Source organism: Cellulosimicrobium sp. GQ32, assembly GCF_059758455.1.
The window spans coordinates 308,537-323,700 of record NZ_JCAXEP010000003.1 but is presented as its reverse complement, the minus strand read 5'-3'; the positions used below and the strand labels follow the sequence as shown (position 1 = coordinate 323,700).

The window sequence follows — 15,164 nt, the reverse complement described above, 5'->3', positions numbered from 1 at the left end:
CTCTCGGGCGCCGGCCTCGTCGCCGGCCCGTCGTCCGTCTCGTTCCCCGGGCACCCATCGGACCACACCGGTGTGAGGTTCGCCCGGTACGACGCCCGCGATGCGGGTTCTCGCAGGCAGCCCGGCTACCGTGGGGTCGTGCCCGAGCCCACCGCCCCGCGTTCGTTCTGGGCGGTCGCCCGCCAGCCCCGCGTGGTCGGTCTGCTCGTGCTGTTCCTCCTGGCCGCCGCCGTGTGCGCACGGCTCGGCGTCTGGCAGCTCGACCGCGCGCAGCAGCGCGCCGAGCTCGCGGCGCAGCAGGAGGCGGCGGAGCTCGAGGCCGCCGGACCCGAGGGCGTGGGGGTGCTGCTCCCGCCGCAGTCCTCCTTCCCGGGCGAGCTCGTCGGCCGGCAGGCCTGGGTCGAGGGGGAGTACGACCCGGAGGGCCAGCTCCTCGTGGAGAACCGTGCGCTCGACGGTCGGGTGGGCTACCTCGTCCTCACACCCCTGAACGTGACGGACGACGGGACGCAGGGGGCGTCGTGGGCCGACCTCTCCGGCGCTCCCGTGCTGCCCGTGGTCCGCGGCTGGGTCGCCACGCCCGAGGAGAGCGCCGCGCTCGACCCGCCGGACGGCGTCGTGCGGCTCACCGGCTACCTCCAGGCATCGGAGGCCGCGGGCCAGGGCGGGACCGCGCCGGGACTCACCGACGCCATCTCGACCGGGGCGCTCGTCAACGAGTGGGGCGGGCCGATGTACTCGGGGTACCTCGTGCTGCTGTCGTCCGACCCGGCGCAGCCGTCGGCCGCCGAGGGCGGTCCGGCGCAGCTCCCGCGCCCGACGATCGAGGGCGGGACCGGTCTCAACCTGCAGAACCTCTTCTACGCGCTGCAGTGGTGGGTGTTCGGCGGCTTCGCCGTGCTGCTGTGGATCCGGCTCGTCCGCGACGAGGCGGCGGGCGGCAAGCGCCGCGCGCGCGGTGAGGACGCGGGGATCGCCGGCCTTCCCGGCGACTGAGCCGCGGCGCCCGAACCGCGGCGGCCCCTCGGACGTCAGACGAGCCGGCCCCGCCCAAGGTGCCTCGGCCGGCGGGCGGGGCGTCAGTCGTCGAGGTCGAGGTCCTTGAACCACGACTCGGTGACGTAGTCCGTCTTCCAGCCGAGCGAGCGGTAGAGCTGGTCGGCCTTGGTGGGAGAGTCCGCGTCGACCTCGAGCGCCACGCGGTCGCGACCGTCCCGTGCGGCGTCCGCGATCACGGTGGACAACAGCGACTTCGCCACGCCGCGGCCGCGGGCGGCCCGCGTCACCCCGATGTACTCGACGTAGGTGCCGCGCGCCCCGCCGTCGTGCGCGGCGAGGGACGAGCACACCACGGTGCCGGCGGGCACGCGGCGCCCGTCGTCGGTCTCCACGTACGCGAGCCACCAGTGGTCCCAGCTGTGGCCGGGGTCCTCGCGGAGGCGTTGCACGAACTCCGAGAAGCTCTCCCGGTAGGAGTTGAAGTGGTCCTGGAAGGACGTCTCCAGCATCTGGTGCACGACCTGCAGGTCCGCCGCCACGGGCATCCCGTTCTCGTGCCGCTCGACGGGGCGCACCGTGACCCCCGCGCGCGGCGCGAGCGCGGACTCCTCCGGGAGGACCGGGCGCGTCATGTGCAGCCAGCTGCGCCGTCTCGCGTACCCGGCCCGGGTGAGCCACTCGGCCTGGCGCGTGTCCTTCGCGAACGGGCTCTCGTCGAGGCGCGTCGCCGTGACGCCGCGCAGGCGTGCCATCGCGACCGCCGTGCGCTCCGCCCACCGGTAGAACGCGTCGGCGATCGCGTCGACGTCGTGCACGTCGCGGTCGAAGTAGCCCCAGACCGTCGCCCGCCCCGAGGCGCGGTCGTGCACGGTGATCCAGGCCCGCGGGACGTCGTCCGGCCCGACCGCGACGAGCTGGCGCCGCGTCCACGAGGCCAGGCCCGCGACCTCGGACTCGATCCCGGCGGGGTCGACGTGCGTCGAGCCCGTCCCCTGGAGCTCGTCCAGACGTCGCAGCCCGACGAGCGCGTCGATGTCGGCGTAGCCGGGGACGCGGGCCCGCCAGGGAGCAGGGAGGGTCGGGAGGTCGTTCAGGGCGTCGCTCGTGGTGTCAGGCATCTGCACCATCTTGACACCGACCGGCTCTACTCCTGCTGCCAGGAGTGCCAGAGACGGGCATAGTCGCCGCCCGCCGCGACGAGCTCGTCGTGCGGGCCGATCTCGCTGATGCGGCCGCCGTCGACCACGGCGACGCGGTCGGCGTCGTGCGCGGTGTGCAGGCGGTGCGCGATCGCGACCACCGTCCGGCCCGCGAGCACGGCGTCGAGGGAGCGCTCGAGGTGGCGTGCCGCGCGCGGGTCGAGGAGCGACGTCGCCTCGTCGAGCACGAGCGTGTGCGGGTCGAGCAGCACGAGCCGCGCGAGCGCGACCTGCTGCGCCTGCGCGGGCGTGAGCACGTGCCCGCCCGACCCGACGGTCGTCTCCAGGCCGTCGGGCAGGGACTCCGCCCACCCGCGCGCGTCCACGGCGTCGAGCGCGTCGCGGAGCTCGGCGTCGCTCGCGTCGACCTTGGCCAACCGCAGGTTGTCCGCGAGCGTGCCGACGAACACGTGGTGCTCCTGCGTGACGAGCGCGACCTCGCGCCGCAGGTCCTCCAGCGGGAGGTCCACGAGCCGCACGCCGCCCGAGCGGACCGAGCCGGCCGTGGGCGGGTGGATGCCGGCGAGCATGCGCCCGAGCGTCGACTTGCCCGCGCCGGACGGGCCGACGACGGCGAGCCGCTCGCCCGGTTCGAGGTCGAGCGAGACGCCGTGCAGCACGGGGTGGCCCTCGCGGTAGGCGTACTCGACGTCGCGCGCGACGAGCCGGTCGCCGTCGGGCACGTCGCCCGTCGCGGTGCGGTCGCCCGGCACCTGCGCGACGCCGACGATCCGGGCGTACGAGGCCGCGGCGACCTGGATCTCGTCGAGCCAGAAGATGAGGTTCCACACCGGCCCGGCGAGCTGGAACGCGTAGGTCGTCACCGTGGCGACGGCGCCGAGCGTCGTCTGGCCCTGCGACAGCAGCCACGCTCCCCACACGAGCGCCGCGACGGGCGCGATCGCGATCGCGAGGTCGATGCCCGGGAACAGCACGGTGCGCAGCCCGAGCGTGTACCGCTCGGACTCGTACGCCTCGGTGAGGTCGGCCCGCACGCGGGCCTTGCGCCGCTCGGTCAACGAGAGCGCGTCGACCGTGCGAGCGCCCTCCACGTTCTCCGTGATGGTGCCGTTGAGCGTCGCGTACGCGGCGGCCTCACGCTGGTAGCCCGCCGACGCGCGCTTGAGGTACCAGCGCGAGACGACGACCAGCAGCGGGACGCCGACGAACAGCGCGATCGCGACGAGCGGCGCGACGACGACCGACGCCACGACCGTGAGCACGAGCGTCACGACCGCCACCAGGAGCTGCGGCACGCCGAAGCGCACCGCGTGCTGGATCCGGTCGACGTCGTTGGTCGTGCGCGCCACGAGGTCGCCCGTGCCGGCGCGCTCGACGGTCGACAGCGGGAGCGACGTCACCGTCTCGACGAGGTCCTCGCGCAGCTCGGCGAACACCGTCTCGCCGAACACCATGGACAGGCGCTGCGCGTACCGGCGCAGCACCGCCTGCGCGACGACGGCTCCCGCGCCGACGGCGACGACCGTCGTCACGTAGGACGAGGTCGTGCCCTCGGTGACGGCGTCGACGAGCCGGCCGAGCAGCCACGGCCCGACGAGCCCGGCGACGGCGGCCAGCGTGTGGAGGACGGCGATCAGGACGAACGTGCCGCGGTGGCGGGCGAAGAGCCGCCCGGCGGCGGCGCGGACGGCGGGGCCGTCCGCGACAGGGAGCTTCACGACTCTCCTCCTTCGGGTGCGGTGCGGGCGAGGACGGGCTCGTCGAGCGAGCGCCCGACGACGCGCAGGTAGCGGGCCGCGTCGTCGTCCGGCGCGGCGCCGGGCGCGTGGGCGCGGTCCACGAGGTCGCGGTGCGTGCCGCGGGCGGTGACGCGACCGCCCTCGAGGAGCAGGACCTCGTCGACGTGCTCGAGCACGAGCGGTGACGCGGTGACGACGAGCGTCGTGCGGCCGCGCCGGGCGTCCGCGAGGCTCGCGGCGATCCGTGCCTCGGTGTGGGCGTCGACGGCGCTCGTCGGCTCGACGAGCACGAGGACCTCGGGCTCGGTGAGCAGCGCGCGCGCGAGCGCGACGCGCTGGCGCTGGCCGCCCGAGAGCGACCGGCCCTTCTCGGGCAGCTCGCCCGCGAGGCCGTCGGGGACGGAGTCGAGCACGTCGTGGGCGTCGGCGACCGTGACGGCGGCGAGCACGTCGGCCTCCGTGGCAGAACCCCGCGGGTCGAGCTCGTCGCGCAGCGCGCCCGAGAAGAGCTGCGGCGTCGCCTCGGCGACCACGACCCGGCGCCGGAGCGCGTGCTTGTCCAGGTCGGCGAGGAGCGTCCCGCCGAGCCGCACGGGCGTGGCGGCCTCCGCGGCGTCGTCGAACCGGCCCAGGCGTGTCGCCACGGCCGCCGACGCGTCGGGGTCCGCGGACACGAGCGCGACGACGCGGCCCGGCTCGAGGACGAGGCCGCTCGTCTCGTCGACGAGAGGGCTGCCCTCGGGCGGCATGGGCGCGGTCGCCGGGGTCGCGCCCGCGGCGGGCTCGACCGCGAGGACGCGCACGATCTTGCGCGACGCGACGTGGGCGCGCGTGGCGATGTTGAGCATCTGGGTCGCGACCTGGAGCGGCCAGCCGAGGAAGGCGGCGTACCCGTAGAACGCGACGAGCTGCCCGGGCGTGATGTCGCCCGCCAGCGCCGCCGTCGCGCCGAGGTAGACGACGAGCACGACGAGGAGGCCCGGCAGGAGCACCTGGAGCGCGTCGAGCGTGGCCTGCGTGTGCGCGACCTTCACGCCGGCCTCGCGCACCTTCTGCGACTGCCGCGCGTAGCGGCCGACGAACACGCCCTCGCCGCCGATGCCGCGCAGGATCCGCAGGCCGGAGACGGTGTCGGCGCCCAGCGTCGTGAGGCGGCCCTGCGCCTCGCGCTGCGCGGCCTGCCGCTGCTGGAGCGGCTTGACGAGCAGCGCGAGCACGGCCGCGACCACGGGAAGACCGAGCACGACGACGAGCCCGAGCTGGAGCGACGTCGTGAGCATGATCACGGCCACCACGACGTACGCGCCGAGCGCACCGAGGAACTGGCCCATCATCGAGAAGAGCTGGCCGACGCGCATGGCGTCGCTCGCGACCGTCGACACGACCTCGCCCGTGGGCAGCTCCTCCGTGATCGCGTCGCCGGAGCGCGCGGTGACGTCGCCCACGAGCTGGGACGTGGTGAGCGCGGAGCGCAGCCAGTTCGCGATGTCGAACCGGTGCTGCGTCACGCCCGTGACGACGATCCCCAGGCCCAGCGCGAGCAGGAGGCCCGCCCAGCGCCACAGCTCCGGCCCGAACCCCTCGGCCAGCCCTTCGTCGAGCGCGCGGCCGAGCATGTACGGCTGGAACGCCTGGCACGCGAAGTTGGCGAGGCCCAGCAGCACGGAGACGGTGAGCACGGTCCACTGGCGTCTGGCCAGCCAGAGCAGGTAGCGCGTCGGTCCGCGCAGGTCGGGGGTCCCCGGGTCGGGGAGGGGGAGGGGTCGCACGGTGTTCTACCCTAGGTTCGGCGTCCGACACGCGGCGACGCTTTAACCGCTGCGACCGCGTCGCACGCCACCGCGCGCGGCAGGGACCGCGGCGGCCGTCTCGCCCGGAACGAGGACCTCTCCCATGACCACGCAGGACCCGGCCACGCCCACCCCGACCGACGCGCCCGCCGACGTGGCCACGCCGAGCACGGAGGCCGCGCGCACCGCGATCCGCAAGGCGCGCGGCGCGCTCGCTCGCTACCGGGTCCTCGCGATCATCACGGGTGTCATGCTGCTCGTCCTGTGCGTCGAGATGCTCGTCAAGTACGGGGTCGGTCAGTTCGTCGACGTCGACGGGATCATGCGGTACGTCTCCTGGATCCCCTTCGCGCACGGCTGGATCTACGTGGTCTACCTCGTCACGGTGCTCGACCTGTGGACCAAGATGCGCTGGGGCTGGGGCCGGCTCGCGACCATGGTCTTCGCGGGCGTCGTGCCGGTCATGTCGTTCATCCTCGAGAAGAAGGTGCACGCCGAGGCCGAGGCCAAGCTCGCCGTCCTGGAGGAGCAGTACGCGTCATGACGGCGGCCCTCGCGCCCCTCGTCGCGCCCGGTCCCGAGCTGACCACCGCCGAGCTCGAGCGGTACGCGCGCCACCTCGCCCTGCCCGGCGTGGGCCCCGAGGGCCAGCGTCGCCTCGCCGCCGCGCGCGTGCTCGTCGTCGGCGCGGGCGGCCTCGGCAGCCCCGCGCTGCTCTACCTCGCCGCCGCGGGCGTCGGGACGATCGGCATCGTCGACGACGACGTCGTCGACACGTCCAACCTCCAGCGCCAGGTCATCCACGGCGGCCCCGACGTGGGACGCCGCAAGGTCCACTCCGCGCGCGACGCGATCGCCGACGTCAATCCGCACGTCCGGGTGGTCGAGCACGCGCTGCGCCTCGACGCGGACACCGCGCTCGACGTGCTGCGCGGCTACGACGTCGTGCTCGACGGCGCCGACAACTTCCCCACGCGCTACCTCGTCTCCGACGCGGCCGAGGTCCTCGGCCTCCCCGTGGTCTGGGGCTCGATCTACCGCTTCCAGGGACAGGTCAGCGTCTTCTGGGGCGCGCCGCGGTTCGCGGCGCCCGACGACGTCCCGCTCCCGGGCGGCGCGGCTCCCGTCGGCCCCGGGGACGGCGAGGGGCGCGGCGTCACGTACCGCGACGTCTTCCCCGTTCCGCCGCCGCCCGGTGCCGCGCCCGACTGCGCGACCGGCGGGGTGTTCGGCGCGATGTGCGGGACCGTCGGCTCCGTCATGGCGACCGAGGCGATCAAGCTCGTCACCGGTGCCGGGACGACGCTGCTCGGTCGCCTCGCCGTCTACGACGCGCTCGAGCTCTCGTGGCGACAGCTCACCGTGCGCGCCGACCCGACGCGCGACCCCGTCACCGCGCTCCTGCCGAGCGACGACTCCTACGCCGCGTTCTGCGGGCTCGCTCCGGCGACGTCGGGCACCAGGCCGGTCGCGGGGGAGCGCGACGTCGCCGCCCACGACGCCGCGGCCCTGCTGGGTCACGACGGTGCGGCGCCGTACCTCCTCGACGTGCGCGAGGACTGGGAGGCGCAGGTGCGCCCCCTGCCCGGGTCGACCCTCGTGCCGAGCGGGACGTTCCTCACGGGCGACCCCGCCGCGGCGCTCGCGGCCCTCCCGACGGACCGAACCGTGCTCGTCCTGTGCGCGGTCGGCGCCCGCTCGGCCCGCGTCGCCGACGTCGCCCGCGCGGCGGGGATCGACGCCCGCTCGGTGGTCGGCGGCGTCCCCGCCCTCCTCGACGCCCTCGCGGCCGCCGCCCCACCGAGGTAGAACCCTGGTCGCGCGAGGTAGAGCCCTGGTCGCACGAAGTAGAGCCCTGGTCGCGCGAGGTAGAGCCCTGGTCGCGCGAGGTAGAACTGTGGTTCTTGTGCTCGACGGCGTGTGGTTGGCCTGGGTGGGCGGGGTGGGTGGTGGTGCCGCGTCTACCATCCGCCGCTCGTTCCTCGCGGCTCCCGCCAGGCCCGCCACGACGCGGCACCACCACCCACCCCGCCCTGCGCCGTCTCACCCCGGTCCTCCCGCACCTGGGCGATCGCCCGCGTGGTCGTTCGAAGTCGGGGACCTGACCGCCGGCCCGGCGGCCGCCGTCGGGCACGACCCCGGTTCTACTTCGCGGACCAGGGTTCTACTTCGCGGACCAGGGTTCTACTTCGTGCGACCAGGGTTCTACTTCGTGCGACCAGGGCTCTACCTCGCGTGACCAGGGTTCTACCTCGCGTGACCAGGGTTCTACCTCGCGTGACCAGGGTTCTACCTCGCGTGACCAGGGTTCTACCTCGCGCGACCGGGGTTCTGCCTCGGTCTACCAGGGTTGCCCCTCGTGGTCAGAGGGCGAGGTCGAGGCGGCCTTGCGGGGACGAGCTCGCGAGGGCGCCCTCGCGGCGGGGGATGCGGCCGGCGCCGGCGGCGAGGCGGCCCGAGTCGACCGCGAGGCGCATCGCGTGCGCCATGCGGACCGGGTCGGCGGCGCGCGTGACGGCGGTGGCGAGCAGGACGCCGTCGCACCCGAGCTCCATCGCCTGCGTGGCGTCGGACGCCGTGCCGATCCCCGCGTCGAGGATCACGGGCACCCGGGCCGCGGCGGCGATCGCCTCGATGTTGCGCGGGTTGAGGATGCCGAGGCCCGTGCCGATCGGCGCACCGAGGGGCATGACGGCGGCGCACCCGACGTCCTCGAGCCGGCGCGCGAGGATCGGGTCGCCGTTCGTGTAGGGCAGCACGACGAACCCGTCGCGCACGAGCTGCTCCGCCGCCTCGACGAGCCCGACGGGGTCAGGCAGGAGCGTGACGTCGTCGGCGATCACCTCGAGCTTGACCCACTCGGTGCCGCACGCCTCGCGCGCGAGGTGCGCGGTGAGCACGGCCTCGCGCACCGAGAAGCACCCGGCCGTGTTGGGCAGCGCGCGGATGCCGAGGCGCGCGAGCAGCGCCCAGATCCCCGAGTCGGGGCTCGCTTCCCCGCCGGCGCGCACGGCGACGCGTCGCATCGCGACCGTCGTCAGGGCGGTGCCCGACGCGACGAGCGCGTCCTCGAGCGTGAGCAGGTTCGCCGCCCCGCCGGTGCCCATGACGAGGCGCGACCCGATGGTCGTGCCGGCGACGACGAGCGGGTCGTCGCCGTCGGACGGTCGGCTCGCGGGCGCGGGGGAGATGTCGGTCGTGGTCACGGGTCCTCCTCAGCCGCCCTGGACGGCGGTGACGATCTCGATGCGGTCGCCGGGCGCGACGACGGTCGTCGCCCACGAGCCGCGCGGCACCACGGCGTCGCCCACCGCGACGGCGACACCCTGCGGCGTCCCGTCGGCGACGTACGCGGGCACGAGCGCCGCGACGAGCTGCTCGAGGTGCACGGGGGCGTCGAGCGGGTACGGCTCGCCGTTGACGAGCGCGGTCGGAGCGGGTGCGATCACGGGAATCACCTCGGTGTCGTGGTGGAAAAGTCGGCCGACCGGCCGGCGCCGAACCCGGGGTCGTTCCCCGGATCCGATGCGAACCGGGGGACAGCCCCGGGTTCGGCGAAGCGGTCGGTGCGGGTCGGGGAGAGGGCGGCGGCGACGTCGGCGGGGAGCGGGGTGCCGGTGAGGCCGGCGACGACCGCGTCGGCGGTGAGCGGTGCGAGCAGGATGCCGTTGCGCCCGTGCCCGGTCGCGAGGTGCAGCCCCGGGACGCCGGTCGGGCCGACGAGCGGCAGGTTGTCCGGGGTCGCGGGGCGCGCCCGGGGCGTCACGTCGACGAGCGCGGCCTCGTCGATCCCGGGCAGCAGGGCGCGCGCGTCGCGCAGCAGGGCGAAGACGCCGCCCGCGGTCGCTCGCCGGTCGTCGGGGTTCTCCTCGGTCGTCGCGCCGACGACGACCTCGCGGTGCCCCGCGCAGCCGTGACCCTGTCCGTCGGGTACGGGGTCGCGCGGCACGACGTACACCGGCCGCCCCTGCACGACCCCGCGCACCACGTGCTCGAGCGCGAGGTCCGGTCCGGCGTCGAGGCGCAGCGTCTGCCCCTTGACCGGCCGTGTCGGCACGACGACGCCCGGCACGTCCGCGAGCAGCGCGCCGGACTCCCAGCCCGCCGCGACGACGACCGCGCCCGCCGCGTGGAGCCGGCCCGCGTCGTCGTGCACCCCGACGACCCGCCCGGCGGGGTCGAGCGCGAGCCGCGTCGCGGTCGCCCGCACGACGGCGGCGCGCATCTCGGCACCGCTGTCCGCGCCCGCGAGCGCCCTCGGCCCGGCGCGCCCGCCGAGCGCGCCGAGCAGCGCCGCGTGCGTCGCACGCGGGTCGACCGCGTGGTCGGCCGGGGCCCAGGCCGCGCCCGCGACCCTCGGGCCCAGGTAGGGCTCGCGTCGGCGCGCGTCGGCCACCGTGAGCTCGTGCGACGCGAGGCCGTGCGCGGCGTGGAGGGCGAGGAGGCGCCGGAGCAGCGCGAGGTCGTCGCCGTCGTACGCGACCGTGAGGGTGCCCGCGGTGCGCAGGCCGACGTCGGCACCGGTCGCGGCGTGCAGGTCGGCCGCGAAGCCGGGCCATGCCGCGGCGGCGGCGAGGTGCAGGCGCAGCGCGTCGTCCTCGCCGAAGTCGGCCTCGGTGACCGGGGCGAGCATCCCGGCGGCGGCGTGCGTCGCGCCGTCGCCCGGCGACGGGTCGAGCACCGTGACGGTCAGCCCCGCACGCGCGGCGCGCCACGCCACGGCGAGCCCCACGATCCCGCCACCCACGACGACGACGTCGCGCGCGCCGTCGGGCAGGGCAGGACCGGCTCCCGGCGAGCGGGGCCCAGGACGGACAGGGGTGTGCATGCGCGCTCCCTTCGCTGGCATGACCCAGATCAGGTTCGACGGTCGGCTCCGACGCCCTCTCAGCCCCGTGCGGGGCTCCCGTGCTGTCGGCCACAGTACCGCCTGCCCCGGGCACGCCGACGCTAGGCTCCGGCGGGTGAGCCCCGAGACCTTCGCCACTCCCGCCACCCACGCGCTGCCGGCTCCGGACGCCGCGCGCACCCGCCTCGCCGACGCGCGCCTCTACCTGTGCACCGACGCGCGCGAGGAGCGCGGCGACCTCGAGGACTTCCTCCGGGCGGCGCTCGCCGGTGGTGTCGACGTGGTCCAGCTCCGCGACAAGACGCTCGACGCGGCGCGCGAGCTCGAGCTCCAGGAGCTCGTCGCGCGGGTCGCGACGGAGCACGGCGCGCTGTGGGCCGTCAACGACCGGGCCGACGTCGCACGGCTGACCGGGGCGCCCGTGGTGCACATGGGGCAGCGTGACCTGCCCGTCCCTGCGGTGCGAGCCCTGCTCGGCGGCGGCCCCGTGCTCGGCCGGTCGACGCACTCGGCCGACCAGGCCGCCGCCGCCGAGGCGGACCCGGACGTCGACTACTTCTGCGTCGGCCCCCTGTGGGCGACGCCGACCAAGCCCGGCCGCGCCGCCGTCGGGCTCGACCTGCTGCGCGACGTCGCCGCGACGCGTCCTGCCACCCCGTGGTTCGCCATCGGCGGGATCGACGCGGACCGGCTGGACGCCGTCCTCGACGCCGGGGCGGACCGCGTCGTCGTGGTGCGGGCGATCACGCAGGCGCCGGACCCGGAGGCCGCGGCCCGGGTGCTGCGCGGGCGGGTCGCCGAGCGAGCGGCCGAGCGCGCCGCCGAGCCCACCGGCGCCTGAGACGCGGGACGGGACCGCGCCGCGCGGCGACTATCCTGGAGCGGTGACGTCACCCGCCACCGCTCCCGACACCCCCACCACCGCCGAGGTCGCCGCGACCCCGCGCCCCGTGCTCGTCGTCGACTTCGGCGCCCAGTACGCGCAGCTCATCGCGCGCCGTGTGCGCGAGGCCAAGGTCTACTCCGAGATCGTGCCGCACACCTTCACGGTCGAGCAGATGCTCGCGAAGGACCCGGTGGCGATCATCCTCTCCGGCGGTCCGTCGTCGGTGTACGCGACCGGCGCCCCGTTCGTCGACCCGGCGCTGTTCGCCGCCGGCGTGCCCGTCATGGGCATCTGCTACGGCTTCCAGGCCATGGCGAAGGCGCTCGGTGGCGAGGTCGCCCAGACGGGCCTGCGCGAGTACGGCGGCACCGAGGTCGAGGTGTGCGCCGCGGGCGTGCTGCTCGACGGCACGCCGCAGAACCAGACCACGTGGATGAGCCACGGCGACGCCGTGCTCCGCGCGCCCGAGGGCTTCGAGGTCCTCGCGACGTCGGCCGGCTCGCCCGTCGCGGCGTTCGAGGACACGTCGCGCCGCCTCTACGGCGTGCAGTGGCACCCCGAGGTCAAGCACTCCGCGCACGGCCAGACCGTGCTGGAGCACTTCCTGTACGACGGCGCGGGGCTGGCCCCGGACTGGACGCCCGGCAACGTCATCGCGGACCAGGTCGCGGCGATCCGCGCCCAGGTCGGCGACGCGCGCGTCATCTGCGCGCTCTCCGGCGGCGTCGACTCCGCGGTCGCGGCGGCGCTCGTGCAGCGCGCGGTGGGCGACCAGCTCACGTGCGTGCACGTGGACCACGGCCTCATGCGCGCGGGCGAGGTCGAGCAGATCGAGCGCGACTTCGTCGCGGCGACCGGCGTCAACCTCGTGATCCGCGACGAGAAGGAGCGGTTCCTCACCGCGCTCGCGGGGCACAGCGACCCTGAGACCAAGCGCAAGATCATCGGCCGCGAGTTCATTCGCGTGTTCGAGGACTCCGCGCGCCAGATCGTCGAGGACGCGGGCGAGCACGGGGCCGAGGTCAAGTTCCTCGTCCAGGGCACGCTGTACCCGGACGTCGTCGAGTCCGGCGGCGGCGAGGGCGCGGCGAACATCAAGAGCCACCACAACGTCGGCGGCCTGCCCGACGACCTGCAGTTCTCGCTCGTCGAGCCGCTGCGCACGCTGTTCAAGGACGAGGTCCGCGCCGTCGGCCGCGAGCTCGGCGTGCCCGAGGAGATCGTCGCCCGCCAGCCGTTCCCCGGTCCCGGCCTCGGCATCCGCATCGTCGGCGAGGTCACGGCGGACCGCCTGGAGACGCTGCGCGCCGCCGACGCGATCGCGCGCGAGGAGCTGACCAAGGCGGGACTCGACAACGAGATCTGGCAGTGCCCCGTCGTGCTGCTCGCCGACGTGCGCTCGGTCGGCGTCCAGGGCGACGGCCGCACCTACGGCCACCCGATCGTGCTGCGCCCCGTCTCGTCCGAGGACGCGATGACGGCGGACTGGACGCGCCTGCCCTACGACGTGCTGTCCGTCATCTCGACGCGCATCACCAACGAGGTCTCCGAGGTCAACCGCGTCGTGCTCGACGTGACGAGCAAGCCCCCGGGCACCATCGAGTGGGAGTGACCCCCTAGCGGGACGGACGGGCCCGACGATCCACGGCGATCGTCGCGGCCCGTCCGTATGCCCGCTCCACGTCGGCGAGCACGCGCGGCCAGCCCGCCGACGACGGCACGTCGCGGTTGTGCGTGACGATCCGGTCGAGCAGACCGTCCTCGGTCGCGAGGCGCACGATCGCGTCGGTGAGCCCGGCGTCGTCGTCCGCGACGAGCGCGTCGACGCCGTCCGTGAGGCGTTCCGCGACGCCCGACTGCGAGCGGGTCAGGACGGCGAGCCCGGCGGCCTGGCCCTCCAGCGCCGCGATCCCGAACGCTTCCTCGACGGCGGGCGCGGCGAACACGTCGGCGCGCGCGTAGAGCCGCTTGAGCCCCGTCGCGTCGAGGCGGCCGGGGAGCGACACGACGGACCCCAGCCCGTGCTCCGCGACGAAGCGCCGCGCGTCGGCCAGCTCGGGGCCGTCCCCGGCGAGCGTCACGTGGAGCGCGCCCTCGGGGAGGCGCGCGACGGCGTCGCGCACGACCTCGAGGAGCGGCAGCACGCGCTTGCGCGGCGCGAACCGCGTCGCCGCGACGACGTGGACGGCCGCGCCCTCCATGCGGTCGGCGCGCTCGGTGCGTGGCACGCGCCACGCGTCGAGATCGAGGCCGTTGTGCAGCACCACGACCTCGCCGTGGTCGCCGACGATGCGACGCAGGGGAGCGGCCGTCAGCTCGCTCACCGCCGACCACAGCACGGGCCAGCGTGACCACCGCACGACGCGGTCGAGCCCGGCGAACGCCCTCTCCGCCCCACCCCAGACGCTGTGCACGGTGAGCACCGCGGGCAGCCCCGCGCGCACGACCGTGCGCAGCGACGCCTGGGTCGAGGGCGTGAGCACGCCCATGTGGAGATGCACGACGTCGGGCCGGTCCGCGCGCAGGATCCGCGCCACGTGGTGCGGCGCGCGCGGGTGGACCGGGTAGCCGCCCGGGACGCGCGCGGCGAGGCGGTGGACGGTGACCTCCCCGTCCTGCTCGGTGGTGACGCCGTGCGCGCCGGGGCGCGCAGGCGTCGTGCAGACGACCGTGACGTCGTGACCGGCGGCCGCCTGCTGCTGCGCGAGGCGCGCGACCTGGGTCTCGATCCCGCCGAGCAGGGGAAGGTAGCAGTCCGTCAGGTGGGTGATGCGCACGGACGGCATCCTCCCATCCGGGCATGGCGCTGAGGCGCGCGTTCGCCGCGCGGTCCGTCGTCGTCGTCGCTAGCGTGGGTCCCGTATGGGTGGTTCGACCGCCCTGCGGCGGACCCGCGCCCGCGGGTCGCGGACCGTGGTGCGGCAGCAGGTGGGTCCTGACGAAGGGGAGAACGCGCCATGTCGAGCACCGTCACCGTCACACCGGCCAAGGGGGCGCGGGGCATCGGCCTCGTGTCGATCATCGCCGGCATCGTCCTCCTCCTCGCGGGCATCGGCACCTGGATCGTGGTGGCGAACCAGCTGTCCGCCGAGGAGATCACCGTCTCGGACGACGCGTCGTTCCTGGCGGGCCGCCACGTCAACGGGCCGCTCACCGCGTACGCGCAGGCCGAGGTCATCAACAAGCACGCGCTCGAGGCGAGCGGCGGCCAGACGTACGCCGAGCTCGACCAGGACGACCCGACCCGGCAGACCGTCATGACGGCGTCGTTCCTGCGGGCGTCGCTGTTCACGTCCGTCGTCGCGTTCGGGGTGTGCGCCCTGGTCATGGGGCTCGGCATCCTGTTCATCCTCGTCGGCATCGCGCTGCGGCGACTCGCGGGCGGCCCCAGCGTCGCGGTCGAGACGCCGGGCGCGTACACGTCGTCGGGCGACCTGTCGGACGCGGGACGCCACGCCGCGCCCTCGCACGCGGAGCCCGCGCCGACCGCGCCGCCGGTCCGCCCCGAGCCCACGCGCCCGGTCGAGGCGCCGGGCCGTACGTCCGCGCTCTCGACGCCCGGTGCCGAGGCCCGCGCGGCCGCGACGCCGGTCGAGCCGACGGGCGCCGCGGGGACGGGCACCCCGTCCGCCCCGGGGGCGTCGCCGGCCGCGTCGCCCGACACCACGACGCCCACGACCGGCCCCACGGGCACCCCGCCCGAGCGCCGGGGTGACGAGCCCACCCCCTGATCGTCCCGGC

The 15,164-nt window shown here is 75.5% G+C and carries 13 protein-coding genes and 1 riboswitch; of the genes, 6 read left to right on the top strand and 7 right to left on the bottom strand.

What is annotated here, in order from left to right:
• Window positions 1-138: 138 nt before the first annotated feature.
• Window positions 139-996 (top strand): SURF1 family protein, encoded by an 858-nt coding sequence (locus AC6CH9_RS07520; RefSeq protein WP_498154348.1) that lies wholly within the window; start codon window positions 139-141, stop codon window positions 994-996.
• Between the two features lie 83 nt (window positions 997-1,079).
• Here the strand turns inward: AC6CH9_RS07520 and AC6CH9_RS07515 are convergent, their stop codons facing one another.
• From AC6CH9_RS07515 to AC6CH9_RS07505, 3 genes are read right to left on the bottom strand one after another with little or no spacing between them, the layout of a single operon-like run.
• On the bottom strand, window positions 1,080-2,117 hold the full coding sequence (locus AC6CH9_RS07515) for a GNAT family N-acetyltransferase (RefSeq protein WP_498154347.1): 1,038 nt from the start codon (window positions 2,115-2,117) through the stop codon (window positions 1,080-1,082).
• Window positions 2,118-2,143: 26 nt separating this feature from the next.
• Window positions 2,144-3,877 (bottom strand): ABC transporter ATP-binding protein, encoded by a 1,734-nt coding sequence (locus AC6CH9_RS07510; protein WP_313663515.1) that lies wholly within the window; start codon window positions 3,875-3,877, stop codon window positions 2,144-2,146.
• Window positions 3,874-5,667 carry an ABC transporter transmembrane domain-containing protein gene (locus AC6CH9_RS07505; RefSeq protein ID WP_498154346.1) on the bottom strand — a complete coding sequence of 598 codons (1,794 nt, stop codon included), beginning with the start codon at window positions 5,665-5,667 and terminating at the stop codon, window positions 3,874-3,876. Before AC6CH9_RS07505 ends, AC6CH9_RS07510 begins: the two co-directional genes overlap by 4 nt.
• 124 nt (window positions 5,668-5,791) lie before the next feature.
• Between AC6CH9_RS07505 and AC6CH9_RS07500 the strand changes: the two genes are divergently transcribed.
• Window positions 5,792-6,232 (top strand): DUF3817 domain-containing protein, encoded by a 441-nt coding sequence (locus AC6CH9_RS07500; RefSeq protein WP_472864229.1) that lies wholly within the window; start codon window positions 5,792-5,794, stop codon window positions 6,230-6,232.
• Window positions 6,229-7,497, top strand: a complete 1,269-nt coding sequence (locus tag AC6CH9_RS07495) for a ThiF family adenylyltransferase (protein ID WP_498154345.1) — start codon at window positions 6,229-6,231, stop codon at window positions 7,495-7,497. Before AC6CH9_RS07500 ends, AC6CH9_RS07495 begins: the two co-directional genes overlap by 4 nt.
• A 554-nt stretch (window positions 7,498-8,051) precedes the next feature.
• Here the strand turns inward: AC6CH9_RS07495 and AC6CH9_RS07490 are convergent.
• Genes AC6CH9_RS07490 through thiO form a run of 3 tightly spaced genes read right to left on the bottom strand, consistent with a single transcriptional unit; the run spans window position 8,052 to window position 10,516 of the window.
• Complete coding sequence (locus AC6CH9_RS07490) at window positions 8,052-8,894, bottom strand: thiazole synthase (protein WP_498154344.1); 843 nt, start codon at window positions 8,892-8,894, stop codon at window positions 8,052-8,054.
• Window positions 8,895-8,903: 9 nt separating this feature from the next.
• Complete coding sequence (thiS, locus tag AC6CH9_RS07485; RefSeq protein ID WP_498154343.1) at window positions 8,904-9,137, bottom strand: sulfur carrier protein ThiS; 234 nt, start codon at window positions 9,135-9,137, stop codon at window positions 8,904-8,906.
• 5 nt (window positions 9,138-9,142) lie between these two features.
• A complete protein-coding gene (gene thiO / locus AC6CH9_RS07480; protein WP_498154342.1) occupies window positions 9,143-10,516 on the bottom strand; it encodes a glycine oxidase ThiO in 1,374 nt (457 codons plus the stop codon).
• A 4-nt stretch (window positions 10,517-10,520) separates the two neighbouring features.
• Window positions 10,521-10,600: riboswitch (TPP riboswitch) on the bottom strand.
• Between the two features lie 52 nt (window positions 10,601-10,652).
• Here thiO and thiE point away from each other — a divergent pair.
• Both thiE and guaA read left to right on the top strand, forming a co-directional pair.
• Window positions 10,653-11,378 carry a thiamine phosphate synthase gene (thiE, locus tag AC6CH9_RS07475; RefSeq protein WP_498154341.1) on the top strand — a complete coding sequence of 242 codons (726 nt, stop codon included), beginning with the start codon at window positions 10,653-10,655 and terminating at the stop codon, window positions 11,376-11,378.
• Between the two features lie 43 nt (window positions 11,379-11,421).
• The gene (gene guaA, locus AC6CH9_RS07470) at window positions 11,422-13,035 is read left to right on the top strand and encodes a glutamine-hydrolyzing GMP synthase (RefSeq protein WP_498154340.1); all 1,614 of its coding nucleotides are present in this window, start codon (window positions 11,422-11,424) and stop codon (window positions 13,033-13,035) included.
• Window positions 13,036-13,039: 4 nt separating this feature from the next.
• Here the strand turns inward: guaA and AC6CH9_RS07465 are convergent, their stop codons facing one another.
• Window positions 13,040-14,200, bottom strand: a complete 1,161-nt coding sequence (locus tag AC6CH9_RS07465; protein WP_498154339.1) for a glycosyltransferase family 4 protein — start codon at window positions 14,198-14,200, stop codon at window positions 13,040-13,042.
• A 180-nt stretch (window positions 14,201-14,380) separates the two neighbouring features.
• Between AC6CH9_RS07465 and AC6CH9_RS07460 the strand changes: the two genes are divergently transcribed.
• The gene (locus AC6CH9_RS07460) at window positions 14,381-15,154 is read left to right on the top strand and encodes a hypothetical protein (RefSeq protein WP_197088800.1); all 774 of its coding nucleotides are present in this window, start codon (window positions 14,381-14,383) and stop codon (window positions 15,152-15,154) included.
• The last annotated feature ends 10 nt before the right edge of the window (window positions 15,155-15,164 follow it).

Coding starts and splice junctions, on each gene's coding strand:
- AC6CH9_RS07515 (WP_498154347.1), bottom strand. CDS start 2,117: ATGCCTGACACCACGAGCGACGCCCTGAACGACCTCCCGACCCTCCCT.
- AC6CH9_RS07460 (WP_197088800.1), top strand. CDS start 14,381: ATGTCGAGCACCGTCACCGTCACACCGGCCAAGGGGGCGCGGGGCATC.
- AC6CH9_RS07500 (WP_472864229.1), top strand. CDS start 5,792: ATGACCACGCAGGACCCGGCCACGCCCACCCCGACCGACGCGCCCGCC.
- AC6CH9_RS07495 (WP_498154345.1), top strand. CDS start 6,229: ATGACGGCGGCCCTCGCGCCCCTCGTCGCGCCCGGTCCCGAGCTGACC.
- thiO (WP_498154342.1), bottom strand. CDS start 10,516: ATGCACACCCCTGTCCGTCCTGGGCCCCGCTCGCCGGGAGCCGGTCCT.